Here is a 23510-nt window from a genome sequence, read left to right on the forward strand (position 1 = left end):
AGGGGCGCGGGGAACTGCGCGACAAGCCACGAGCGACCCGCAGCCGCCCACCAACAGAACCCGGCAGACGAGACGCACAGCTAAAACAAGCCCACCCACAGCCTTCTCATCCACCTCTTATGGCGGGCTTATCCGTTCATCACGGGACGTGCCTAGCTTGCCGCCATGTTCCTCACCTACCTGAGGCGCGAACTGCGCCGCCGCAGAAAGGCGGCCCTCGTCGTCGCCTCCGGTCTCGCGTTGGGTATCGCCCTCGTCATCGTGGTCAGCTCCGTGTCCTCCGGGATGGAGAAGGCGCAGGGCAAGGTCCTCCAGTCGCTGTACGGGCTGGGCACGGACATGACCGTCACGAAGGCCGCCGAGGCCCAGACGGGCCAGACGGGCCAGAACCAGGGGCCCAGGTTCGAGTTCGGCGCGCGCGGCAACGACTCCGACGAGGAGCAGAGCAGCGACCGCGTGATGGTCCAGGGGTTCCAGACCCTGGCCGCGTCCACCGTGAGCAAGGTCGGTGCGCAGAAGGGGGTTTCCGACGTCGTCGGCGGTCTCAGTCTGCGGGTCATCAAAGTGAGCGGGCAGTTCCGGCAGGGCGAGTTCCAGCAGGAGCGGGGCCAGGGACAGAGCGGCGGCGGCCAGCCCGGCGCCGGACAGGGCGGCGGCCAGGGTGGGCAGCCCGAGGGCCGCGTCCAGGGCGGTGGCGCCGACTTCCAGGTCAACAACTACTCGGTGTACGGCACGGACGTCACCCAGCCGGCCCTCGGCCCGCTGACCTCCTCGAAGATCACCAGTGGCCGTACGTTCAAGACCTCCGAGACCGACGCCAAGGTGGTCGTCGCCGACCGGTCGTACGCCAAGGAGAAGAAGCTCGCCGTCGGTGACACCGTCACCATCAAGGGCACCAAGTTCAAGGTCATCGGCATCGCCACCCCGGACAGCGGGGACGCCGCCGCCAACCTCTACATCCCGCTGAAGCAGGCCCAGACCCTGAGCGACTCCAAGGACAAGGTCACCACGATCTACGTCAAGGTGTCGGACTCGCAAGCGATCGGCTCCGTCAAGTCGGGCATCCAGAAGAACGTCTCGGGCACGACGGTCACCACCTCCGCCGATCTCGCCAAGACGGTCTCCGGGTCCCTGTCCACGGCCTCCGACCTGGCCTCCAACGTGGGCAAGTGGCTGTCCATCGCGGTACTGGTGGCCGCGTTCCTCGTGGCCGGACTGCTCACTTCTTCGGCCGTCTCCCGCCGCGTACGGGAGTTCGGCACCCTCAAGGCGCTGGGCTGGAAGTCCGGGCGGGTGACCCGGCAGGTCGTCGGTGAGGCCGTCGTGAACGGGCTCGTCGGCGGGGCGCTGGGCATCGCGCTGGGCCTGGCCGGCGCGTATGTCGTGACCGCGATCAGCCCCACCCTGGAGGCACAGGTGGGCGCCTCCGGCGGCGGTGCGGGCGGTCCGGGCGGCGGCGGTCCCGGTGGCGCCGGCCCTGGCGGGATGGGCGGCGGCTTCCGGCGGCAGGCGGCCACCGAGGCCCTCAAGGTCGCGCTCACCGCACCCGTCAGCCTCTCCACCATCGTCCTCGCGGTCGGCCTCGCCGTCACCGGTGGCCTCGTCGCGGGCGCCTTCGGCGGCTGGCGCGCCTCCCGACTGCGCCCCGCCGACGCTCTCCGCCGCGTCGAGTAGCCGACGTCCCGCGGCCACCTGCGTGGCCGACCCCCTTACGTATCCGATACGTATCCGAGGAGTTGCACGATGTACGAACTCAGAGGCGTCACCAAGCGCTACACGCGGGGCAAGGACACCGTCGACGCGCTCGACGGCGTCGACCTGACCATCGCGGACGGGGACCGCCTGGTCATCCAGGGCCCCACGGGCGGCGGCAAGTCCACACTGCTCCAGATGCTCGGCGCGCTCGACAGGCCCACCGCGGGCAGTGTCGAACTCGACGGCACGGACCTGGCGAGACTGTCCGAGGCGAAGCTCACCAAGGTGCGCAGCGAGAACATCGGATTCGTCTTCCAGAGCTTCAACCTGATCCCGACGCTCACGGCCCAGGAGAACGTCGAGACCGCGCTCGTTCCGCTCGGCGTGAGGACGAAGGAGCGGCGCGAACGGGCGGCCCAGGCGCTGGAGTCGGTCGGGCTCGGCGAACGGCTCGCGCATCTGCCGGCGGAGCTGTCCGGAGGCCAGCAGCAGCGCGTGGCCATCGCCCGGGCACTGGTGAAGCGGCCGAAGGTGCTGCTCGCGGACGAACCCACCGGCAACCTCGACGAGTCCATGCGCGACGAGATTATGGACGTCCTGGAGCGTCTGTGGAAGGAGCACGGGCTGACCTTCGTCATGGTCACCCATGACTCGTCGATCGCGAAGAAGGCCCCGCGCGTCGTGACGATCCGCAAGGGCAGGGTCACGGTGAAGGAGAAGGAGAAGGAGAAGGAGCGGGAGAAGGAGCGGGAGAAGGAGAAGGAGCGGGAGAAGGAGAAGGAGCGGGAGAAGGAGGGCGCCTGACGGGCACACGCCGGGGTGTACGCCGGGAGTGTTTCGGCCAACTGTCGGTGATCCGGTCATTTTGCATCACAGATGCAACCAAACCCGTCAACTCCCTACATCCGCCTCACTATTGAGCACGCGTCAGCCTCCCGTCATACTGCGTAGCACGGGGGGTGTACGCGCATGCGTGTGCGGGGCTTCCCCCGGCCGGGCGAACGGCTGATTCGCCCGGACTTCAGCTCCAGGGGGAGATTTGCGCAAACAAGTGAAGAGAGCGAGTGCGGCCTCGATCGCCATGGCTGCAGCAGTGGCACTCGCGGCGGGCATGACCAGCCCGGCGTCCGCGAAGCCCGAGCTCGCGAGCAGCTCTAAGGCGGCCGACTTCTCGGCCAAGCACCGCATCACGCTGATCACCGGCGACCGTGTCGTGGTCGACGCCAAGGGCAACCCCGTCGGCTTCGAACGCGCGAAGGGTCGCGACGGGATTCCCGCTCAGGTGCGCAAGGCCGACGGCCACAGTCTCGTCATACCGGCGGACGCGGCCCGCCTGATAGCCGAGGGCAAGCTGGACGAGCGGCTGTTCGACGTCACGGAGTTGAACAAGTCCGCGACCCGCAAGGCCCAGAAGAAGGGCCTGAAGCTCATCGTCGGCTACAAGGGAGCCGCCACGGGGGCCCGCGCCGACGTCCGCGACGCCGGTGACACCACCGTTCGCCGCACCCTCAAGACGCTGAACGCGGACGCGGTCCTCACGCCGAAGGACGACGCCACCAAGCTGTGGAACGCGGTGACCGACACCGACGGCACCACCGCCTCCGGCATCGCCAACGTCTGGCTCGACGGCGTTCGCAAGGCCAGCCTCGACAAGTCCGTACCGCAGATCGGCGCCCCCAAGGCGTGGGCCGCCGGCTACGACGGCAAGGGCACCAAGATCGCCGTCCTGGACACCGGTGTGGACACCACCCACCCGGACCTCAAGGACCAGGTGATCGAGTCCAAGAACTTCACCCCGGCCGCGGACGCGAGCGACAAGTTCGGCCACGGCACGCACGTCGCCTCCATCGCGGCGGGCACGGGCGCCAAGTCCAACGGCAAGTACAAGGGCGTGGCCCCGGGCGCGAAGATCCTCAACGGCAAGGTCCTCGACGACACCGGCTCCGGTGACGACTCCGGCATCATCGCCGGTATCGAGTGGGCCGCCGCGCAGGGCGCCGACGTCGTGAACCTCAGCCTGGGCGGCGGTGACACCCCCGAGGTGGACCCGCTGGAGGCCGAGGTCGACAAGGTCTCCAAGGAAAAGGGCATCCTCTTCGCGATCGCCGCGGGCAACGACGGCGAGTTCGGCGAGCAGACCATCGGCTCCCCGGGCACCGCGGCCTCCGCGCTCACCGTCGGCGCGGTCGACGACAACGACAAGCTGGCGTCCTTCTCCAGCACCGGCCCCGGCCTGGACGGCCAGATCAAGCCGGACGTGACCGCGCCGGGCGTGGACATCACCGCCGCCTCGGCCAAGGGCAGCGTCATCGAGCAGGAGGTCGGGGAGAACCCGCCCGGCTACCTGACGATCTCGGGTACGTCGATGGCGACCCCGCACGTGGCGGGCGCGGCGGCGATCCTCAAGCAGGAGCACCCCGACTGGACGTACACCGACCTCAAGGGCGCCCTGACGGGGTCGACCAAGGGCGGCAAGTACACGGCGTTCCAGCAGGGTTCGGGCCGGATCCAGGTCGACAAGGCCATCAAGCAGACCGTGTTCGCCGCTCCCGTGTCGGTGACGTTCGGTACGCAGCAGTGGCCGCACACCGACGACACGCCGGTCACCAAGCCGGTGACGTACAAGAACACCGGCAAGGACGACGTCACCCTCAACCTGTCCGTGGCGGGCACCAACCCCAAGGGCCAGGCGGCCCCGGAGGGCTTCTTCACCCTCGCCGCGAAGACCGTGAAGGTCCCGGCGGGCGGCACGGCCTCCGTCGACCTGAAGGTCAACACCAAGCTGGGTGGCACCGTGGACGGCGCGTACTCCGCGTACGTGACGGCGACCGGCGGCGGCCAGACCGTGCGCACCGCCGCCGCGGTGCAGCGTGAGGTGGAGTCGTACGACGTCACGCTCAAGGCGATCGACCGTGCGGGCAACCCGGCCGTGAACTACAACCTTGACCTGGCGGGCATCTCCGGCCTCGGCAAGGAGAAGTGGTACAGCCCGTACGACGCCTCCGGCACCGTCAAGATCCGTGTGCCCAAGGGCGGTTACATCCTCAACTCCTCGTTCTTCGTGGACCCGGAGGACTTCTCCAAGGGCGCCGACTGGCTGGCCCAGCCGAAGCTGAACGTCACCAAGAACACCACGATCACGCTGGACGCCCGCAAGGCCAAGCCGGTCGACGTCACGGTTCCCGAGGCGACAGCCAAGTCCGAGTTCGCCTCCCCCGACTACACGGTGGACGTGACGGACGGCACTTACTCGTTCGGCTGGTGGCTGGACTCCTACAAGGGCTTCCGCACCGCCCACCTCGGTCCGCAGATCACCGACGGTTCGCTCTACCAGCAGTGGGACGGTCACTGGACCAACGGTGACAAGACCGAGTACGACGCCGTCACCGGCGCCAAGGTCAAGCAGCTCGCGACCGGCTACACCAAGCACTGGAAGAAGAGCGAGCTGGCCACGCTGAAGGTCAACCTCGGCGCTTCCAGCGCCGACAAGAAGGGCTCGATCACGGCCTGGGGCTACCTGCCCGACAGCTCCGGCGGCTCCGCGATCAGCATCCAGCAGAAGCTGCCCAGCACCCGGACGCTGTACGTGTCCACCACGGGCGGCGTGAAGTGGGGCCTCGACTTCGAGCAGGTCGCCGGGGTCGACGCGGACGGCTGGCCGATCATCGACGCGAGCTACACGCTCGGTGCCGAGCAGACGTTCAAGGGTGGCCAGAGCTACGAGAAGACGTTCAACACCGGCGTCTTCGGTCCCCGGATCGGAGGTGGCTACGGCATCACCCGTGACGGCAACACCATCAACGGCTTCCTGCCGATGTTCGCCGACGGCAAGACCCACGCAGGCGGATCGCTCTACACGTCGGTGAAGTCGACGCTGTACCGCAACGGCACGAAGATCATCGAGAACGACGACGCGCTGGAGGGCGGCGGCGAGTTCAAGGTCCCGTCCGGTGAGGCCACCTACAAGCTGACCACGTCCATCAAGCGGTCCGTGAAGGTGGCCGCGGCCTCGACCCGGATCGACACGAGCTGGGAGTTCAAGTCCAAGAAGACCACCTCCCAGACGAAGCTGCCGGTCGCCACGGCCCGCTTCGGCGCGCCGCTCGACCTCTACAGCCGCGCTCCGGAGAACAAGAAGGTCACCTTCCCGGTCACCGTCCAGGGCGCGGCCGCGGGCAGCAACCTCAAGTCGCTGACCACGTACGTGTCGTACGACTACGGCCAGACGTGGACCAAGGTCAAGGTCGTCAACGGCAAGATCACCGTCAAGAACCCGGCGAAGGGCAAGGGCATCTCGTTCCACGCCAAGATCGCCGACAAGAAGGGCAACAAGTCGACGGTGTCGATCTACAACGCGTACTACGGCAAGTGAGCCCGTCGTACCACGTCAGGTGAGCCGTGAGGTTCGCTGACCGCTGATTCGCGGGGCGGCCCGCCGGAGGATCTCCCTCCGGCGGGCCGTTCGTGTTTGTGTGGGTACATGACCACATCGACCGTGGAGTACATCCGCTACCGGATCCCCGAGGACCGGTCGGCGGAGTTCCTGGCCGCCTACACCAAGGCCGCGGCCCAGCTGGCGGCGGCACCGCAGTGCGTCGACTACGAGCTGTCCCGCTGCGAGGAGGACTTCGAGCACTACGTCCTCCGCATCACCTGGACCTCGACCGAGGACCACCTGGAGGGGTTCCGGAAGTCGGAGCTGTTCGAGGACTTCCTCGCCGAGATCCGGCCGTATGTCGCCCACATAGAGGAGATGCGCCACTACAAGCCCACCACCGTACGCGGCGCGGGCGCGTCCGTGCCGACGCTGTACGCCTGGGCGGGCGGCACCGAGGCCTTCACCCGGCTCACCGAGGTCTTCTACGACAAGGTGCTGAGGGACGACCTCCTGGCGCCGGTGTTCGAGGGGCTGGCCCCCGAACACGCCGAGCACGTCGCGCTCTGGCTCGGCGAGGTCTTCGGTGGGCCGTCCACCTACTCGGAAACCCAGGGTGGCCACGGACACATGGTCGCCAAGCACATGGGCCGCGGCATCACCGAGCCGCAGCGCCGCCGCTGGGTCAACCTGCTGCAGGACGCGGCGGACGAGGCCGGCCTCCCGACCGACGCCGAGTTCCGCTCCGCCTTCGTCGCCTACGCCGAGTGGGGCACCCGACTCGCCGTCTACTTCTCGAGCCCGGACGCGACACCGCCGGCCGAACAGCCGGTACCGAGATGGGGCTGGGGTTCGGCACCGCCGTACCGGCCGTGAGGGTGAATGCGGGTGCGGGTGCGGGTGCGAGGTGGCGGGTGCGCGCTGGGATGGCGGCGTGCTGTGGTGGTGGCGCGGGCGCGTCGAGGTGGCGGGCGCGCGAAGGCTTTTAAGGGGCGCGGGGAACTGCGCGACCAGCCACAACGAACCCGCAGCCGACAACCCGCCGCAACAGGGGAGACGAGACGCGACCAGCCACAACAAGCCCGCAGCCGACAACCCGCCGCAACAGGGCAGACGAGACGCGACCAGCCACAACAAGCCCGCACCCGACAACCCGCCGCAACAGGGCAGACGAGACTACTCCGGCCGCCCAACCCCAGGGCGCCCCATCTCAGACGCACTCCGGCCGGAGGCCCGCGCGTCCGTCCCCCAGCTGGCCAGCAACCGCAACGCCTCCGCCGACGGCGACCCCGGCTCCGCGTGGTACGTGATCAGCGACTGCTCACCGTCGTCCGGCAGCCGGAACGTCTCGTAGGACAGGGTGAGCTCACCCACCAAGGGGTGCCGCATCCGCTTCACCCCGTGGCTCTTCTCCTTGACGTCGTGCGTGGCCCACAGCCGCCGGAACTCCTCGCTCTTCACCGAGAGCTCCCCGACCAGCGAGGACAGCCGTGGGTCGTCCGGGTGGCAGCCGGCGTCCATGCGCAGGTAACTCACCATGTCGGCCGCCTTGGACTCCCACTCCACGTACAGCTCGCGGTACTCGGGCCGCAGGAACACCAACCGCGCCCAGTTCCGCTCCTGGGCGGGCAGCTCGGCCCAGTCCCCGAAGACGGCCGCCGCCATCCGGTTCCAGACGAGGATGTCCGAGCGCCGCCCCGTGATGTACGCGGGGACGCCGTCCAGCGTGTCCAGCAGCTGCCGCAGCGAGCCCCGCACCTGCTGCGACCGCGCCGACGGCTTCTTCTTGTGGCTCTTCGGCTTCGCGAGATGCGTGAGGTGGGCGTGCTCGGCGTCGCTCAGCCGCAGGGCGCGCGCGATCGCGTCGAGTACCTCCGCCGAGACGTTGCGCCCGTTGCCCTGCTCCAGCCGCGTGTAGTACGCCACCGAGACGCCCGCCAGCTGCGCGAGCTCCTCGCGGCGCAGCCCGGGCACCCGGCGGTGCCGGCCGAAGTCCGGCAGCCCCACGTCCTCCGGCTTCAGCCGGGCACGCCGGGTGCGCAGGAACTCGCTGAGCTCGGCCCGCCGGTCCAGAGTCCCCCCGGCGTCACCGCCGGGCGTGGCAGTGTGCCCGGACTGGGCGGCCGGTACGGCTTCGGGCTTTTCGTCCATACGTCAAGTATTCACGGTCGTACGACTGCGAGCCTGACCCCGTCAGTGGTAGGACCAGCGGACGTACGCAGAGCCGTGATCTGGGTGAACCCGGCGCGCTGCGGCAGGCTGGAGCCCGCACCCGGCCGGAAGGCAGGCCGGGCGCAGGACGACTCCCTAGGAGAACCCCCGGCATGACCACCACTGTCGCCGCATACGCCGCCCCCGCGGCCAAGGCTCCGCTGGAGCGCACCACGATCGAACGCCGCGAGGTCGGTGAGTTCGACGTACTGATCGACATCAAGTTCGCCGGTATCTGCCACTCGGACATCCACCAGGCCCGCGAGGGCTGGGGCGAGGCGATATTCCCGATGGTGCCCGGGCACGAGATCGCCGGCATCGTCTCCGAGGTCGGCTCCGGCGTGACCAAGTACCAGGTCGGCGACCGCGTGGGCGTCGGCTGCATGGTCGACTCCTGCCGCGAGTGCGAGAACTGCGAGGCCGGCCTCGAGCAGTACTGCGTGAAGGGCAACGTCGGCACGTACAACGCCCTCGACAAGAACGGGGAGCCGACCTACGGCGGCTACGCCGAGAAGATCGTCGTCGACGAGGCCTTCGTCGTGCGCATCCCCGACGGGCTCGCGCTGGACGTGGCCGCCCCTCTGCTGTGCGCCGGCATCACCACGTACTCCCCGCTGAAGCGCTTCCAGGCCGGGCCCGGCAAGAAGGTCGCCGTTCTCGGCTTCGGCGGCCTCGGCCACATGGGTGTCAAGATCGCGAAGGCGCTGGGCGCCGAGGTGACGGTCCTGTCGCAGTCCCTGCGCAAGCAGGACGACGGGCTGCGGCTGGGTGCCGACCACTACTACGCGACCAGCGACCCGAAGACGTTCGAGGAGCTGCGGGGTTCGTTCGACGTGATCCTGTCCACCGTGTCCGCCCCGCTGGACCTGGACGCCTTTCTGTCCCTGCTGAAGACCGAGGGCGCCTTCGTGAACGTCGGGGCGCCAGAGGAGCCCGTCGCGCTCAACCTCTTCTCGGTGATCGGCGGTGGCAAGACCCTCGCCGGCTCCATGATCGGTGGCATCCGCGAGACCCAGGAGATGCTGGACTTCTGTGCCGAGCACGGCCTGGGCGCCGAGATCGAGCTGATCGAGGCCTCCGAGATCAACGTCGCGTACGAGCGGGTGCTGTCGAGCGACGTGCGCTACCGCTTCGTGATCGACACGGCAACGATCTGACCTTCGCGTGCTGGTTCGGTGAGGGCCGGGGCCGGTGACACGGCTCCGGCCCTTCGTTGTCAGTGGGGTCGTGCATGATGGCCGTGTGCTTGATCGACGGGGGACACGGGGGAGCCGGCATGCATGATCCACGGGGGAATCAGGGCGCGTACGCCCTGCGGGAGCCGTACGCAGAGGGGCGCCGGCGCAGCCCCGAGCCGGGGCAGGCGGGGCGCGCGGTCGCGCCCCGCGAGGCGAGCGACGTGCGGCGGATGTCCGCCGTGGCCTTGGACGCCATCCTCGTCTGGTCCTTCTGGTACGTCGTGGCGGCGGCCCTCAACAAGGGCGCGTGGCTGCCGGGACTGCCCGCGGGCGCCGCGCTCGGTGTTCACGCCGGGATCCTCGCCGGGGCCTCCTTCGCCAACCAGGTGCTGCTGACCCTGATGACGAGGGCCAGTGTGGGCAAGCTGCTCACCGGGGTCCGCGTGGTGCGCGCCGCGGACGGCCACCGCTCCGGCCCGTTCCGCCTCACCTGGCGCTGGCTCTCGGGCCTGTGCTGGCTGCCGCTCCAGCCGTACTACTGGCTCCGCTCCTGGATATCCATCCTCACCGGCCACGTGTCCCGCGGCACGGTCGGCGACAACGAGGACGGCGAGCTGTACGAGGCGATATGCGGCCTGCGGTATGTGCGCCGCAAGGATCTGGCTCGGGTGGCGTAGGCCGGGTTGCGTTCGGGGCTGGTTCGGTACGGGCGGACTGGGTTCGGCCGGCCCAGGTCGGCGAGGGCTCAGGCGTGATCGCGTCTGCCGGTCCTACGGCCCAGGAGCCACAGCAGGTACGGCCCGCCCACGAGTGAGGTGAGCGCGCCCACCGGGATCTCCAGGGGCGGGACCAGCGTGCGGGCCACCAGATCGGCGGTGACGACGACGACCGCGCCCGTCAACGCCGAGCCCACGAGGGGCAGCTGAGGGGTGCGGGTGAGACGGCGGGCCAGCTGCGGACTGGTGAGCGCGACGAAGCCGATCGGGCCGGCCGCCCCCGTCGCGGTAGCGGCCAGCACCACACCGAGCGCGGTGAGGCCGAGCTGGGCCCGGTGCACGCGGACGCCGAGCGCGGCGGCCGTGTCGGGGTCGAGACCGAGCGGTTTCTGCGCCCGGCTCGCCCAGGCCAGGGCGGGCAGGGAGAGCAGGAGCGCGGCACCGAGGGGGCCCGCCTGCTCCCAGCCACGACCATTGAGGCTGCCCGTCAGCCACAGCTTGACCTGCTCGGCGGCGGCCAGTTCGCTCTCGGTCAGATAGAGCTGGACGACGGCGGAGAGCGCGACACCGATGCCGACGCCGGTGAGCACGAACCGGCTGGGCCGCATGCCGTGCCGCCAGGCCAGGACGTACACGAGAGCGGCGGCCACGAGACCACCCGCGACGGACACGGCGGGAAGCGCGGCGGGCGACGCCACCAGGCCGGTGGCCAGGGCCAGCACGGTCGCGGCGGCCGCCCCGTGCCCGACGCCGATGACGTCCGGGCTGGCCAGGGGGTTCCGCGTCACGGTCTGCACCAGCGCCCCGGCGATCCCGAGCGCGGCACCGACCATCGCCCCCAGCACGATGCGCGGGACACGGAGTTCGTTGACGACGAGGTCGTACGGCCCTGAGTGCCCCTGGACGGCTCGCCACACCTCTCCGGGCCCGACGAAGGTCTGCCCGGCGCAGGCGGAGAGCAGCATCACCGCGGCGAGCACGGGGAGCAGCACGGCGGCGGCCGAGCGGCGGTGCAGCAGGAGGGAGAAGCAGCCCAGGCGGACGACGGAGAGGCCGGCCGAGCGGGGGTAGCAGGGTGAGGTGGCGGTGTGACGGCCGTGGGAGTCGTGGGGGCAGTGGGAGGCGTGGGAATCGTGGGAGTCACGCGAGGCATGGGAGTTGTGCGCGGTGTGCGGGGCTGCGGTCGTCCCGGTCACGCGGTCACCTTCTTCCGGCGGACGAGGGCGACCAGAACCGGCACACCCACGAGTGCCGTCATCACCCCGGCCGGGACCTCGGCGGGGGCGCGGACGACCCGCCCCATCACGTCGGCCGCGAGCAGCAGCGCGGCACCGAGGAGGGCCGAGAGGGGCAGCACCCAGCGGTGCCCGCCCGCGACGAGACGGCGGGCGAGATGGGGAACGGCCAGTCCGACGAAGGCGATGGGACCGGCGGCGGCGACCGCGGCCGCGGTGAGGAGCGTCGCGCCGAGCGCCGCCGTGGCACGTACGAGCTGGACACGGTGCCCCAGCGCGCGGGCCGTGTCGTCGCCGAGCGCCAGCGCGTCCAGGCCACGGGCGCAGACGAGCACGAGCAGCCCGCCGGCGACCAGGAACGGCAGCATCCGCCCCAGCGTTCCGGCGTCCCGTCCGCTGAGCGCGCCCACCTGCCAGAACCGGAACTGGTCGAGCGTGGCCGAACTCGACGTCAGGACCACGGTGTTGGCCCCGGCGGTCATCGCCGCGAACGCGGTGCCCGCGAGCGCCAGCTTCACCGGTGAGGCCCCGCCCCGTCCGCGCGCGGCGATGGCGTACACCACGCACGCGGCGACGACGGCGCCCGCGAAGGCGTACCAGACGTACCCGGCGAAGCCGTGTCCGAGCCCGAACGCGATGGCGAGCACGACACCGGCCGCCGCGCCCTGGCTCAGTCCGAGGATGCCGGGGTCGGCGAGCGGGTTCCGGGTGACCGCCTGCAACGCGGCCCCGGCCAGCCCCAGGGCGGCACCCGCGGCGAGCCCCACGACCGTACGCGGCACCCGCAGCGAGCGTACGACCAGGGCGTCCGGCGAACTCCCGCCGTGGACGAGGGAGTCCAGCACGGTGGCCAAGGGGACGGGCCGGGTGCCGACGGAGAGGCTGAGCGCGGCGGTGAGGACGGTGCCGACGAGGGCGAGGACGACCCAGGCGGTGCGGGCGGACCACCCGGGAGCCTTCCGACGCCTCCGACGCCGGGGGAGACGGTCGGCGCGGGGGTCACCGGACGTCGCCCCACCCCCCTGTTCGGCCACGGTCGCCCGCATCTACTTGCCGATGGTGTCGGCGAGTTGGTCCACGACGACGCGTGCGGCGGTCGGACCGGCGTTGAGGTACCAGGGGTCGTCGTCGACCTTCACCGCGTGCCCGGCCCCGACGGCCTTCAGCGACTTCCACAGCGGCCCGGTCAGCACACTCGCGGCATCCGTCGTGCCGGCGTCGCCCTGAACGGAGTAGAAGATCCAGTCCCCGTCCGCGACATCGATGCTCTCCGGCCCGATGTCCTGCGAAATCGCGGCGAACCGCTGCGCCTCGGGTCGCTGGAGACCCATGTCGACGGCGAGCGATCCGGTGAAGGAGGAGACTCCGAACATCCGCGTACGGTCGGGAGTGAACCGCACCATCGAGATCTCGGCGTCCCCCAGCTCCTCACCCCGCTCGGCGGCCTCGTCCGCGATGTCGTCGAGGAGCTTTCGCGCCTGTCGCCCCTTGCCGACGGCGTCGCCCACGAGAAGGAGGTCCCGCTTCCAGTTGATGCCGTTGCCCGCGGTGATGACGGTGGGGGCGATCTTCGACAGCTTCGGGTACAGATCGCCGAGGGAGTCGTTGGCGAGGATCAGATCGGGCTTGGCGGCGGCGAGTGACTCCAGGTTGGGCGCGGCACGCGTACCGGCGTCGGTCATGCCCGCGAGCTGCTTCCGGTACGCGGGGAAGGCGTCCTTGAGGTAGTCGGGTACGAGCCCGGCGTTGTCGCCGCGTGTGGCGGCCGCGGGGACCAGGCCCAGGGTCAGCAGATCGTCCAGCTGACCGGTGCTGAGCACCACGATCCGCTTCGGGGCCGCCTCGATCCCGGTCGTCCCCTGGAAGTGCTTTACCTTCCGCGGGAACGCGCCGTCCTTCTCGGCGTCGGATCCCATTCCCTCGGCGAGCGCGCTCGGTGCGGCGGACGGCCCCTTCGACGCCCCGGCCACCAGGTTGCGCGAGCCGTCGGACCTGCCGTCGCCCTTCGCCGTACCGCCGGTGCCGCCGCCTGCCGAACAACCGGCGAGCAACATCCCACCGGCCACGGTCACGGCCAGTACGGCCCTCATCCTGAACCCGCGCACCACCACTCCGATCCTTGCTAAGGCAAGGCTTACCTTAACCGCTTGCCCTGGCGGTCTAGGACTCGAGGCCCGGTTCGCGGGACGGAGCGGATGGGGCCGGAGGACCGATGGTGCGGGTCGGGGAAGGTTGCCTAGCGTGGGGAACGTCCTTGACGTCGTACCGGCGCCTGGCGGACGCCGCGTCCCGCGCCCGTGCTGCGATGTCGTGCGTACCCCGCTCGCGCCGAGGAGGCCTCGCCATGTCCGTCGAGCTGAACCACACGATCGTCGCCGCCCGTGACAAGAAGACGTCGGCCCGGTTCCTCGCCGACATCCTGGGGCTGGAGGTGAGCCCTCAGTTCGGTCCGTTCATCCCGGTCGAGATCGCCAACGGCGTGACTCTCGACTATGCGGACTCGTCCGGGCCCATCACGCCCCAGCACTACGCCTTCCTGGTCTCGGAGGCGGACTTCGACGAGATCTTCGCCCGCATCCGGGCCGCGGGGCTCACATACTGGGCGGACCCGTACCACCGCCGCTCGATGGAGATCAACACGAACGACGGCGGCCGGGGCGCCTACTTCGACGACCCGAACGGCCACAACCTGGAGATCCTGACCAGGCCGTACGGCAGCGGAGGCTGACGGCCCGGCCCGCCGTACGCCAGGATGCGGCGACCGAGGGATGGGCCGACGATGGAGAAGGGAACCAGGCCGCGGCGCGATCACCACCACAGGGGGGCCTGAGGTGTGTGTCATGCCCGTCCACAAGGTCCGCCCGGACATCAGTGTCCTGACCGACAGCCTTGACGTGCCCGGAATCGGGCACATTCCGGTGAACGCCTTCGTGTTGCACGCCGGCCAGCCCGTCGTCGTGGACACGGGCCTCGGCCTTCCCGACCGGAACTTCCTGGAGAGGGTCGCCGCCGTACTGGATCCCTCCGATGTGCGCTGGATCTGGCTCACACACCCGGACCGCGACCACACGGGCGGGATCTTCGACCTGCTGGCGGAGGCGCCGGAGGCGCGCGTCGTGACCACGTTCATCGCGGCCGGGATCATGTCCTGCGAGCATCCGCTGCCCCTCGACCGCGCCTACCTGCTCAACCCGGGACAGTCCCTGGATGTCGGAGACCGTACGCTCACGGGGTTCAGGCCGCCGCTGTTCGACAACCCGGCCACGGTCGGCTTCTTCGACAACCTGTCGGGCACCTGTTTCAGCTCCGACTGCTTCGGGGCGCCGCTGCCCTCCGCCGAACTCGCCCAGGCGGGGGACGCCCGCGAGGTCGGTGCGGAGGACCTGCGCTCCGCGCAACTCCTGTGGGCCACCGTCGACAGCCCCTGGGTGCAGAACGTGGACCTCGAGAAGTACCACGACAGTTTCCAGCCGCTGCGGGACAGGAAGCCCGATCTCATCCTCTCCACACACCTGCCCCCGGCCGCGGGAATCACCGGCGCGATGCTCGACACCCTGGGCGCCGCCGCCGGCTCACCCCCGTTCGTCGGCCCGGACCAGGAGGCCCTCCAGCAGCTCCTCTCGACCTTCGAGCCCAGCGCGGGCGGGCGCTGACCGGTGGACGTCAGCCGTCGTCCGCGCCGTCGTCGGGCACCCAGCGCAGCACGTCGCCGGGCTGACAGTCGAGCGCGCGGCAGATCGCGTCCAGCGTCGTGAACCGCACCGCCTTCGCGCGGCCGTTCTTCAGTACGGCGACATTGGCGGGTGTGATGCCGACGGCATCGGCGAACTCGCCCACCGACAGGCCGCGTTGGGCGAGCAGCAGGTCGAGGTCGACGATGATCGCCATTACACCACCTCGGTGATCTCGGTCTGCAGATCCGTCGCCTTGTGCAACAGGCTTCGCATGATGACGATGAGCATCGCGAACGACGCCCCCACACCGACACTCGCGACGGCGGCGGCCAGCGCGCTGATGACGTCCATGCCGTCGTCCGGAGAGGGTATGTCGGCCAGGGCCAGATGCCCCGTGGCCGCGATCGCTATGAACGTCGCCACGACGGAGGCCCCGATGATCGTGTCGACCCACCGGAAGGCCCGCGGCGTGAAGATCGCATCGCGTTCGACCATGTTGAGCAGCATCCACGTGGCGACGAGCGCGACCTGGACACAGGCGACACCGGCGATCGCCACCATCACGTAGGGCGTGGCGAACGGCTCGTAAGGCGGGAACCGGTCGACCTCGTCGGCTGCCGCCGACGGGATCACCACGATCTGACCAAAGAGCCCGAAAAGGATCGCAGAGGCGATGCCGACGCGGAGCGCGGCGATGAAGAGACGATGCATGTATCGATTATCGATGGCTTTCTATCGAAAATCAATAGATCTCCTGTGGCTGGTCGATGCCCGGCAGCGAGCACAGCGTCTCGCTCGAGCCGAGGCGGAAGGCACCCGCTCCTCCGTCACAGACCGGCGGGGTGGCTGGAGAGCCAGCCGGTGTGCCGGTCGCGGAGCCGGTCCCGTTCGGCGGGTGTGGCGAGGACGACGTCCGCGCCGCCGTCGTACGGGTGGTGGATGCGGCGGAGTTCCGTATCGGTGAAGAACACGTCACCCAGCGCGTCGTCCGCGACGGCGCGCAGCAGCTCGTCGAGGCAACCGCGTTCCCAGGGGCGTTGGTCGGCGTACAGACGTGTGTGGGCGTGGAACTCGGGGTCCGGGTCTTCCTCGTCCGGCTCGGTCCACCATCGGATGCCGTCGGGGTGGAGCGTCTGTCGTGGCGTCGGGAAGCCGGCGGGACCGTCCGGCGTGGACGACCAGTCCATGGTCACCACGAAGATGTCCATGCCCATGAACAGTTCGTCGAGGATCGTGTTGTACCGGTCCAGCACGATCGCGTACTCGTCCTCGGACTCCGGGTAGCGCTTCGAGCCGGGGAGGCTGTGGAAGCGCACCCAGTGGTCCGCATACGTGCTGCGTAACGTGTGACCGATGGGCGGACCCGCCGGCCGGCGTTCCTGCCACAACCGCGCCAGTAGTGCTGGATCTATGCCAGTGGTCACCCGTCCGCCTTCGTGACACCGATCGGGCAGGAGACCCCCGTCCCTACGAGCCTGTGCTGCCATGTGAGCCGAGGCCGACCGCCGGCGAGGCTCTCGGCGCCCTCCTAAGCTGTGAGCCACCATTCATCGAACCAGGAGAAGACGCTGTGCGAGCGGCCATACACGCGGGAATCGCCGCTGGGGCGGTCACGCTGACGACCCTTCTCGCCGGTTGTGGGGGCACGGGGGCACCTTCTGACGAAGGGAGCTCCGCCGTGTCGGAGGACCCGTCGGGGGCCCCTTCCACAGCGCCCGGGGTCGACGGCAAGGCCGACCCGGACCGCGTCTTCACCGAGGCCAGGCTGCAGGATGCGCTCCTGTCCGCCGAGGCGTTCGGTGAGCGCGCGAAGGTGACCGGCACCGACCTGGGGACCTTCGGGCCGTACGGACATGGCGACTGGGGTGGGTGCGAGCCGGCGGAGGACCTGGTTGAGGAGCAGAACGGCTTCGACGGCGCCAGCGCCATGCAGACCGTGCGCCTCGGACCTGTCACCGAGGACGCTCAATGGATCACCGTCCAGTTGGTCTCGATGCCCGCCGCGCGGACCGTGCGCTATCTGGAGATCCAGCGCCGGCTGCGTGAGCTCTGTCCCGAGGTCACCGTCGACACGGATGCCGCCCCGGTTCAGGAGCACCACCACACCCGGGAAATCGCCGCCCTCGGCGACGAAGCGATGGTGGACATCCTGCGAGTCACCGGCGGCGACGAGTACGACGGCAGCCCGTCATACGCCGTCGACGTGCGCGTCGGCGGCGTGCTCGCCATCGTGAACGCCGGGGGTGACAGGGACACCGCCGTCTCGCTCGCTGCCAAGGCCACCCAGCGGATCCGCACCGAGCTGTACGGCACGGACGGCAAGTAGCTTGGCTCCCGTCCCGCCGAGTCCGTGTCGTTGTGTGACCCGCCCCTGGGGGGCGATGGTTCGTGCGGAGTCATCGTGTCGGCACAGCAGGTACCTGCTAGGACGGGACGGCGGCCGTGTCCGACTCGTCGGTCCCCGGTCGCTGTGACGGCTCGCTGAGCTGGTCGCGCACATAGTTCCAGACCACCCCGATCAGCGCGGCGATCGGTACGGCGAGAAGACTGCCCACGATGCCGGCCAGATTGCCGCCCAAGGTCACCGCCAGGAGAACGACGGCCGCATGGAGGCCAAGCCCCCGACTTTGGATCATGGGCTGGAACACGTTGCCCTCGAGTTGCTGCACCACGACGATGATGACCAGCACGATCAGTGCGTCCGTCAGGCCGTTGGAGACCAGCGCGATAAGAACCGCGACGAAACCAGCGAAAAGGGCGCCTACGATCGGCACGAACGCGGAGACGAAGGTCAGCACCGCCAGCGGGAGCACCAGCGGTACCCCCAGAATCCACAGGCCCAGGCCGATCAGGACGGCGTCGAGCAGGCCGACGGCCGCCTGGGACCGCACGAACGCGCTCAAGGTGTCCCAACCGCGCGCGGCCACGGTCGGGACGTCGGTGGCGAGCCGACCGGGCAACTGACGGGCGAGCCATGGCAGGAACCGCGGGCCGTCCTTGAGGAAGAAGAACATCAGGAAGAGTGCCAGGAAGGCAGTGACCACGCCGTTCACCACGGTGCTCACCCCCGTGACGACAGCGCCGACCATGCTGCCGAGGCCCTCCTGAGCGCGGGCAACCGCGGCGTCGAAGGCCTTGGTGATCTGGGCGTCACCGATGTTCAACGGCGGGCCGGCGGCCCACTCGCGCAGCTTCTGGATGCCTTCGGCCACGCCGTCGGTCAGCTCGCCCGACTGGGACGCCACCGGCACGGCGATCAGTGCCACGACACCCACGGCGACCAGGAGGAACAGCACGGTCACGACCGACGCGGCGAGGGCGGGTTTCCACCCGTGACGACGCAGGAAACGAGCCGAGGGCCAGGTCAGTGTGGTCATGAGCAGACCGACCACGAGCGGCCAGACCACCGACCACATCCGGCCCAGCACCCACAGAGCCACCGCGAGCATCAGGAGTATGAGCATCAACTCCGCGGAGACACGCGCCGATGTGCGGAGCGCGGCGCGGGCTCTCGTGGAACTCAACGTGGCAGTCACGGAGGCACCCTATTGGTACTCAAGTCACACCGGTATCGCTGTTCGCGGTGTGGATGCCACCGGCGCATACGCCCCTGCCTGGGGGCGGGCTGCTCTTGCCGCCCGCAGCGAATGGCCAAGCCTGTGCGGGCCGTCAGCTCTTGGGATGGAGTGCAATGCCGCTCCGGGTATCGGCCAGATGAGCGGTTCTGCCCGCCCCGCATGGTCGACAGCCCATCGGCCGCAGGCGGTTCTGTCGGGTGCACCAGGACGTCATCCGTGAAGGTGGGCAAGAAGTTCGTCGCCGACGGGATAAGGGAATTCCACGGGCAACAGTCGGGCGGCGGAGTCCAGGTCCCCACTGCTGACGAGGGCTTGGATCTCGCGGGCGAGTGGGGTCATGTCGCGTATGGCGACCGTCCACTCGTCCGCGTAGCGTCGTACGGCCTCACCGGACAGGCCGAGTTGCAGGGACCGGTGGGGCAGGGGCCGCAGGTGGAGGTCCCGCTCGGGGTCCCACTGCACACGAGCGGGCGCACGCTTCAACTGACGCTGCCAGGCGGCTCGGTCGGGGTGCACTCCGCGGTCGTAGCTCGACAGACACGCATGGCGCAGCGCCCAGTCGAAGCCCTCGCGAGTGATCTCGACGGCCAGGACGGTCTCCTGACCCGCTTTCGTGCCCCAGCCGCAGCGGTACATCATCCACAGGAACGACGGCTTGATCCACGTCAAGCCTCGCTCACAAACCGCTTGCGTTACTGCTCTCTCGGGCTTCGAGAAGTGCGTCACCATGCTCTTTCACCCAGCGCCCGAGTGCCGTCATCGGGCCTTCGACCAGGCTCTGCCCCAGGCTGGTCAGGGCATACGCCTCGGCGTGCGCGTGGCGCTCGACCAGACCGTTGGCGAGCAGACGGCGCAAGGAGTCTGTCAAGACCTTGTCGCTGATGCCGCCGATCGCGGCGCGAAGCTCGCGGCGTCGGCGCGGTCCCGCGCGAAGAGCCGCCAGCACAACGGGATCCCAGGTGTGGGTGAAGAGATCGGTGGCCGCGCGCATATGGCAATCGGCGACGAACTCGTGGCAGTGGGCGTCGTGTTCAGTCACTCACCCATCATCACGCGTTGCTTACGCACTGATCGGTGCGTAACGCCTTCCTTACCGTGACCACCCAACGGACCACTGCTTGAAAGGTAGCGACCATGCGCATCGGGATCCTGGGCACAGGGACACTGGCGGCAGCCTTGGGCGAGGGCTGGGCACGTGCAGGGCACGAGGTGGCGATCGGCGGGCGATCGCGGGTCAAGGCGGAGAAGCTGGCTGAGCGTCTGGGACATGGAGTGCTCGCCGTCGCGCCGCGTGAGGCGGTCGTCAGCCGCGATGCGGTGCTTCTCGCCGTGTCCTGGGACGGCGTCGAGGACATGCTGGGACGGGTGGGCGCGTCCGACGGCGCGCTCCAGGGGACGCCGTTGATCGACCCTACGAACGCTGTCGCGCACGGCATCGGCACTCTGCTCACGGAGCGAGGCGAGTCGATGGCGATGCGGATCGCCGGGCTTGCTCCAGGAGCCCGCGTCGTGAAGGCATTCCATCTTTTTCCCGCCGGCCAGTGGACGAGCCCTCCCGGTGATCAACAGCCCCGTGTGACCGTGGCGATGTGCGGCGAGGACGGGGCGGCACTGGACGTCGTAGGGGAACTGGTGCGTGACGTCGGTGGGACCCCGGCGATTCTGGGGGCGCTGGATCGCGCCCGCCAGTTGGAGGAGGCGGCGGGTTTCGTCATTGGGTTGGCCTTCACGGGCTTCGATCCCAACTCCGCGATCCCCTGTGTCCCCTCACCACCTGCGCTGAACTGACGCACGGCGTACTGCGTGGAGCCGGACAGGTTCGGGCGGCCACTGAGTCTCGACATGCCTAGACACCGGCTCGACCATGGAACGCGCCCGGCGAGCGGCTGGTCTCGTACAAGCGCGTGGGGCGGCCCACTGTTGAGCCTCCCCACGCGGCGCTGACTACCCCTGCTTCTTGACGTACGCGACGGCCGTCATGCAGAGCCCAAAGACACCGGCGAAGACTCCGGCTCCGGCTCCGAGCGCCGAAACCAGCGACATTCCAAGCGTGGCCCAGAGCAGGCCACCCGCGAGGCCCCCGATAACGGACACCAGAAAGACGATCACGACTTCGTAGATCCGGTGATTGCACACCGGTACCTGAGTGGACAACGACGATCCTTCCGAGTTCTGTCAGAACATCGGCGTCCGGATCTTGCAGGAGTAAATGCACATGCCAGCCGGACGACCAATGACTACGCACTGAGGTCGTAGCCAGTGCGCATCGCCTGTGAAGCGAGCACCTGGCAACCACGGGGTGGAACCCACGTGGCCTAAGCACTGCATTTGCAACTCCTGATCTTGTCCCTAGCTGTCGGCGGTCACCGATCGGCCTGGCCAGCCTAATGCTCAGAGCGCACAACGCTTCTTACCTGCAAGGGAGTTGATGTCTCGATAGCGCCCGTTGAAGACGTGATTCCGCAGCTCGACCGTTCTCTCGTCGAGTCGAAGAAGCCACGTGCGGCCCCGTCCTGCTGCACGTCGTTGCCCTCGTGGAAATCTGCTGTGGCCGTCGCTTCAAGGACCGGATATGGCTCGAACCGACCGCCGGTTCCTGTGTCACGGTCACTGTGCGGCACGGCATTGAGCTGTCTGTCCCCTCGTCCCGGGGGAGCGGCGTCGATGTGACGCTGACCTGTTGGTAACCGGAGGCAGTGCCCCCGGACACTGAGCCTTTTCCAACCTGGCTGCGGCTGGGAACCGATGAGGCTGTCGGTTGCAAGGATGACGGACCTCGCGGTGACGGGCTTACGGCGTGCTGGGCGAGTGCGTGAGCTGCAGGCGTGGTGCTGGCGGCAGCGGTGTAGGCGCTCCCGTCTCTGGTGCGGCGCGGAACGCGTCGATCACGTAGGCGGCGAAGCGGCGGGAGGCCGTGAGCCGGGCGGCACGCGGCGCGTCCTGGAGGCCCCGGTGGGCCATGAGCATGAGGATCAGGTCGTCGACGACGAAGCCGAGGCGAAGCTGGCCGGTCTCCTGGGCACGGCGGGTCAGTTCGGCAACCGCGCGTGAAGTCCGCTCCCGGTCGGCGGCGAAGTCCATGGCCTCGGGGAACGTCGTCATGAAGGCGTCGGCGAATCCCCGGCTGTGCGCGTGGAGTTCGCAGATCTGCTCGACCAGGCTCCGGAATCCGTGCCACGGGTCCGGGTCTGCGAGGGCATCACGGACGGCGGCATGGCAGGCTCGCCGCTGCTCGGCGAACGTCTCCACGATCAGTGCCTGCTTCGTCGGGAAGTGCCGGTACAGCGTGGCGGGGCCGACGCCTGCCTGCCGGGCGACCTCGCGCATGGGCGCACTCAGGCCCTCCTCGCCGAATACAGCGCCGGCGGCGTGCAGGATACGGGCCCGGTTGTCGCGGGCGTCGGAGCGCACCGTGTGAGGCAAACGATCGGTCATGGCCTCTCACTTTAGCCAAGCGGACGGAGGCGTCCGTTACGGTCCGATGGCGGTGACGCCGCCCCGTCCCGGCACCCTGCTGGTGGTGTCTCGGGCTGTGGGGCCGGGCTCGCCGCTTACGGTCGCAGCAGCTGCGACCCGTCCGTTGACCGGCCTGAGGAGCAGAGATGAAAGCCGTCGTGATCAGGGAGTTCGGAAGCCCTGACGGTCTGGAGGTCGTCGACGTGCCCGTGCCCGTCCCTGGCCCGGGGCAGGTGCGGATCACCACGGAGGCGATCGGGGTGGGTGGCGTGGACGCCGTGATCCGCCGGGGAACGCTCGCCGCGTACGGCTTCCGGGAAGGCCATCTTCTTGGCAGCGAGGTAGCGGGAAGCGTCACCGCGGTGGGACAGGGCGTGGACGCCTCGTGGATGGGACGGCGGGTGTGGGCGTTCACCGGCCTGTCCGGTGGGTATGCCGAGCAGGCCGTCGCCTCGGTCGAGGATGTCCTTTCGTTGCCTGACGGCCTGACAGGCGCGGACGCGGTGAGTCTCGGCGGCTCCGGTGTGGTCGCCCACTTCGCCCTGGACCGCGCTCGTTTAGCGCCGGGCGAGACGGTGCTCGTTCGGGGCGCGGCGGGCAGCATCGGGATCACGGCGGTCCAGGTTGCAGCCAGGGGCGGTGCGGGCGCGGTGGCGGTCACCACCTCTTCGGCGGAACGTGGCGCCCGCCTGCGGGACCTGGGCGCGACCCATGTCCTCGACCGCTCCGGCGAGGCGGGCTCGGACGCGCCGTCGGGCTTCGACGTGGTGATTGATGTCGTGGGGGGTCCCCAGCTTTCCCTTTTCCTGGACAGGTTGAACTCCAACGGGCGGTATGTGGCTGTCGGCGTGGTCGGCGGGCAGCCGCCGGCGGACTTCGGCATGCGGCTGATGGACGCCTTCCGCAGGTCGCTGTCGTTCGCCACCTTCAGCTTGGACACCGTGCCTGGCTCCGACAGGCAGGCCGTGCGGTCGTCCCAGTTCGCCGATGCCGCACACGGGGACCTGCGCACGGTCGTGCATGAGGTGCTGCCACTGGACCAGGCGGTGCTGGCCCACCGCGAAATGGACGCGGGCAAGGTGTTCGGCAGGGTCGTGCTGGCGCCCTGAGCCGGGCAGGAACGGCGTTCGCAGCCCCACGCATTCGTCGGTGACTGAGGCCGGCACCCCATCTGGTGCCACGAGGCCGCGTAGCGAGCAGCCACCGACCTGCGGTCGGCCTGGGGAGTTTGACGTGGCATCAGCCCAGAGGATCTATGAGGAGGTATCTGCCACTACACGCGCGTTCCAGGCGTCTCAGTCATGGAAGGAGTCTGTGAACGCGGCTTGATGACCCACGTCAAGCCGTGTTCATAGACCTTTCTGCGGCTGACACACCCTGCGGAAAAATGTT

General features: G+C 69.3%; 22 protein-coding genes and 1 pseudogene. 11 read left to right on the forward strand and 12 right to left on the reverse strand.

Annotated features, from left to right (window positions below; genetic code table 11):
• Positions 1-165: 165 nt before the first annotated feature.
• The 4 genes and pseudogenes from AB0959_RS00335 to AB0959_RS00350 all read left to right on the forward strand — a co-directional run bounded on the left by AB0959_RS00335 (position 166) and on the right by AB0959_RS00350 (position 6946).
• Positions 166-1674, forward strand: coding sequence for an ABC transporter permease (locus tag AB0959_RS00335; protein ID WP_366823959.1), 1509 nt, complete (start codon positions 166-168; stop codon positions 1672-1674).
• A gap of 69 nt (positions 1675-1743) precedes the next feature.
• Positions 1744-2412: pseudogene (locus AB0959_RS00340) on the forward strand (ABC transporter ATP-binding protein); the annotation flags it as partial.
• Positions 2413-2746: 334 nt separating this feature from the next.
• Complete coding sequence (locus tag AB0959_RS00345) at positions 2747-6067, forward strand: S8 family peptidase (protein WP_366823960.1); 3321 nt, start codon at positions 2747-2749, stop codon at positions 6065-6067.
• A gap of 108 nt (positions 6068-6175) precedes the next feature.
• Positions 6176-6946, forward strand: a complete 771-nt coding sequence (locus tag AB0959_RS00350) for an antibiotic biosynthesis monooxygenase (RefSeq protein ID WP_366823961.1) — start codon at positions 6176-6178, stop codon at positions 6944-6946.
• Positions 6947-7246: 300 nt separating this feature from the next.
• Here the strand turns inward: AB0959_RS00350 and AB0959_RS00355 are convergent, their stop codons facing one another.
• Entirely contained in the window at positions 7247-8221 is a 975-nt protein-coding gene (locus tag AB0959_RS00355; RefSeq protein ID WP_366823962.1) for a helix-turn-helix transcriptional regulator, read from the reverse strand.
• A gap of 173 nt (positions 8222-8394) precedes the next feature.
• On the opposite strand from AB0959_RS00355, the gene AB0959_RS00360 reads away from it, so the two are divergent.
• Together AB0959_RS00360 and AB0959_RS00365 are read left to right on the forward strand one after the other, a co-directional pair.
• On the forward strand, positions 8395-9438 hold the full coding sequence (locus AB0959_RS00360; RefSeq protein ID WP_366823963.1) for an NAD(P)-dependent alcohol dehydrogenase: 1044 nt from the start codon (positions 8395-8397) through the stop codon (positions 9436-9438).
• A 119-nt stretch (positions 9439-9557) separates the two neighbouring features.
• Positions 9558-10136 (forward strand): RDD family protein, encoded by a 579-nt coding sequence (locus AB0959_RS00365; protein ID WP_366823964.1) that lies wholly within the window; start codon positions 9558-9560, stop codon positions 10134-10136.
• A gap of 68 nt (positions 10137-10204) precedes the next feature.
• Here the strand turns inward: AB0959_RS00365 and AB0959_RS00370 are convergent, their stop codons facing one another.
• From AB0959_RS00370 to AB0959_RS00380, 3 genes are all read right to left on the reverse strand, one after another.
• Positions 10205-11212 carry an iron ABC transporter permease gene (locus AB0959_RS00370; RefSeq protein ID WP_366824257.1) on the reverse strand — a complete coding sequence of 336 codons (1008 nt, stop codon included), beginning with the start codon at positions 11210-11212 and terminating at the stop codon, positions 10205-10207.
• Between the two features lie 155 nt (positions 11213-11367).
• The gene (locus tag AB0959_RS00375) at positions 11368-12456 is read right to left on the reverse strand and encodes an iron ABC transporter permease (protein WP_366823965.1); all 1089 of its coding nucleotides are present in this window, start codon (positions 12454-12456) and stop codon (positions 11368-11370) included.
• Positions 12457-13515, reverse strand: a complete 1059-nt coding sequence (locus AB0959_RS00380; protein WP_366823966.1) for an iron-siderophore ABC transporter substrate-binding protein — start codon at positions 13513-13515, stop codon at positions 12457-12459.
• Positions 13516-13754: 239 nt separating this feature from the next.
• Here AB0959_RS00380 and AB0959_RS00385 point away from each other — a divergent pair, with 239 nt between their 5' ends.
• The gene (locus AB0959_RS00385; protein ID WP_366823967.1) at positions 13755-14138 is read left to right on the forward strand and encodes a VOC family protein; all 384 of its coding nucleotides are present in this window, start codon (positions 13755-13757) and stop codon (positions 14136-14138) included.
• A gap of 112 nt (positions 14139-14250) precedes the next feature.
• Complete coding sequence (locus AB0959_RS00390; protein WP_366823968.1) at positions 14251-15063, forward strand: MBL fold metallo-hydrolase; 813 nt, start codon at positions 14251-14253, stop codon at positions 15061-15063.
• Between the two features lie 10 nt (positions 15064-15073).
• Here AB0959_RS00390 and AB0959_RS00395 read toward each other — a convergent pair whose 3' ends face one another.
• The 3 genes from AB0959_RS00395 to AB0959_RS00405 form a co-directional block, all read right to left on the reverse strand.
• Positions 15074-15298: a helix-turn-helix transcriptional regulator gene (locus AB0959_RS00395; protein ID WP_366823969.1), complete on the reverse strand. Its 225-nt coding sequence runs from the start codon at positions 15296-15298 to the stop codon at positions 15074-15076.
• Positions 15298-15795: a DUF2975 domain-containing protein gene (locus AB0959_RS00400; RefSeq protein WP_366823970.1), complete on the reverse strand. Its 498-nt coding sequence runs from the start codon at positions 15793-15795 to the stop codon at positions 15298-15300. The genes AB0959_RS00395 and AB0959_RS00400 overlap by 1 nt, the downstream gene beginning before the upstream one ends.
• A 116-nt stretch (positions 15796-15911) precedes the next feature.
• Positions 15912-16508 carry a hypothetical protein gene (locus AB0959_RS00405; RefSeq protein WP_366823971.1) on the reverse strand — a complete coding sequence of 199 codons (597 nt, stop codon included), beginning with the start codon at positions 16506-16508 and terminating at the stop codon, positions 15912-15914.
• 254 nt (positions 16509-16762) lie between these two features.
• Between AB0959_RS00405 and AB0959_RS00410 the strand changes: the two genes are divergently transcribed.
• Positions 16763-17410, forward strand: coding sequence for a hypothetical protein (locus tag AB0959_RS00410; RefSeq protein WP_366823972.1), 648 nt, complete (start codon positions 16763-16765; stop codon positions 17408-17410).
• Positions 17411-17507: 97 nt separating this feature from the next.
• Here AB0959_RS00410 and AB0959_RS00415 read toward each other — a convergent pair whose 3' ends face one another.
• From AB0959_RS00415 to AB0959_RS00425, 3 genes are all read right to left on the reverse strand, one after another.
• Complete coding sequence (locus AB0959_RS00415) at positions 17508-18620, reverse strand: AI-2E family transporter (RefSeq protein ID WP_366823973.1); 1113 nt, start codon at positions 18618-18620, stop codon at positions 17508-17510.
• Positions 18621-18872: 252 nt separating this feature from the next.
• Positions 18873-19391 carry a DUF4291 domain-containing protein gene (locus AB0959_RS00420; RefSeq protein ID WP_366823974.1) on the reverse strand — a complete coding sequence of 173 codons (519 nt, stop codon included), beginning with the start codon at positions 19389-19391 and terminating at the stop codon, positions 18873-18875.
• On the reverse strand, positions 19339-19653 hold the full coding sequence (locus AB0959_RS00425) for a helix-turn-helix domain-containing protein (protein ID WP_366824258.1): 315 nt from the start codon (positions 19651-19653) through the stop codon (positions 19339-19341). The genes AB0959_RS00420 and AB0959_RS00425 overlap by 53 nt, the downstream gene beginning before the upstream one ends.
• A 143-nt stretch (positions 19654-19796) precedes the next feature.
• Between AB0959_RS00425 and AB0959_RS00430 the strand changes: the two genes are divergently transcribed.
• Positions 19797-20450: an NAD(P)-binding domain-containing protein gene (locus tag AB0959_RS00430; RefSeq protein ID WP_366823975.1), complete on the forward strand. Its 654-nt coding sequence runs from the start codon at positions 19797-19799 to the stop codon at positions 20448-20450.
• A 156-nt stretch (positions 20451-20606) separates the two neighbouring features.
• Here the strand turns inward: AB0959_RS00430 and AB0959_RS00435 are convergent, their stop codons facing one another.
• Complete coding sequence (locus AB0959_RS00435; protein WP_366823976.1) at positions 20607-20816, reverse strand: hypothetical protein; 210 nt, start codon at positions 20814-20816, stop codon at positions 20607-20609.
• A gap of 636 nt (positions 20817-21452) precedes the next feature.
• Positions 21453-22097 (reverse strand): helix-turn-helix domain-containing protein, encoded by a 645-nt coding sequence (locus tag AB0959_RS00440; RefSeq protein WP_366823977.1) that lies wholly within the window; start codon positions 22095-22097, stop codon positions 21453-21455.
• A gap of 167 nt (positions 22098-22264) precedes the next feature.
• On the opposite strand from AB0959_RS00440, the gene AB0959_RS00445 reads away from it, so the two are divergent.
• Positions 22265-23227 carry a zinc-binding dehydrogenase gene (locus AB0959_RS00445; RefSeq protein WP_366823978.1) on the forward strand — a complete coding sequence of 321 codons (963 nt, stop codon included), beginning with the start codon at positions 22265-22267 and terminating at the stop codon, positions 23225-23227.
• The last annotated feature ends 283 nt before the right edge of the window (positions 23228-23510 follow it).

Origin of the sequence: Streptomyces sp. NPDC046862, assembly GCF_040704615.1 — a bacterium.
GTDB lineage: Bacteria > Actinomycetota > Actinomycetes > Streptomycetales > Streptomycetaceae > Streptomyces.

Excerpts from the sequence above, each read along its gene's own strand:
- AB0959_RS00335 (WP_366823959.1), top strand. The coding sequence starts at position 166 with ATGTTCCTCACCTACCTGAGGCGCGAACTGCGCCGCCGCAGAAAGGCG.
- AB0959_RS00350 (WP_366823961.1), top strand. The coding sequence starts at position 6,176 with ATGACCACATCGACCGTGGAGTACATCCGCTACCGGATCCCCGAGGAC.
- AB0959_RS00355 (WP_366823962.1), bottom strand. The coding sequence starts at position 8,221 with ATGGACGAAAAGCCCGAAGCCGTACCGGCCGCCCAGTCCGGGCACACT.
- AB0959_RS00360 (WP_366823963.1), top strand. The coding sequence starts at position 8,395 with ATGACCACCACTGTCGCCGCATACGCCGCCCCCGCGGCCAAGGCTCCG.
- AB0959_RS00365 (WP_366823964.1), top strand. The coding sequence starts at position 9,558 with ATGCATGATCCACGGGGGAATCAGGGCGCGTACGCCCTGCGGGAGCCG.
- AB0959_RS00375 (WP_366823965.1), bottom strand. The coding sequence starts at position 12,456 with ATGCGGGCGACCGTGGCCGAACAGGGGGGTGGGGCGACGTCCGGTGAC.
- AB0959_RS00385 (WP_366823967.1), top strand. The coding sequence starts at position 13,755 with ATGTCCGTCGAGCTGAACCACACGATCGTCGCCGCCCGTGACAAGAAG.
- AB0959_RS00390 (WP_366823968.1), top strand. The coding sequence starts at position 14,251 with ATGCCCGTCCACAAGGTCCGCCCGGACATCAGTGTCCTGACCGACAGC.
- AB0959_RS00395 (WP_366823969.1), bottom strand. The coding sequence starts at position 15,298 with ATGGCGATCATCGTCGACCTCGACCTGCTGCTCGCCCAACGCGGCCTG.
- AB0959_RS00400 (WP_366823970.1), bottom strand. The coding sequence starts at position 15,795 with ATGCATCGTCTCTTCATCGCCGCGCTCCGCGTCGGCATCGCCTCTGCG.
- AB0959_RS00420 (WP_366823974.1), bottom strand. The coding sequence starts at position 19,391 with ATGGTGACGCACTTCTCGAAGCCCGAGAGAGCAGTAACGCAAGCGGTT.
- AB0959_RS00425 (WP_366824258.1), bottom strand. The coding sequence starts at position 19,653 with ATGCGCGCGGCCACCGATCTCTTCACCCACACCTGGGATCCCGTTGTG.
- AB0959_RS00430 (WP_366823975.1), top strand. The coding sequence starts at position 19,797 with ATGCGCATCGGGATCCTGGGCACAGGGACACTGGCGGCAGCCTTGGGC.
- AB0959_RS00440 (WP_366823977.1), bottom strand. The coding sequence starts at position 22,097 with ATGACCGATCGTTTGCCTCACACGGTGCGCTCCGACGCCCGCGACAAC.
- AB0959_RS00445 (WP_366823978.1), top strand. The coding sequence starts at position 22,265 with ATGAAAGCCGTCGTGATCAGGGAGTTCGGAAGCCCTGACGGTCTGGAG.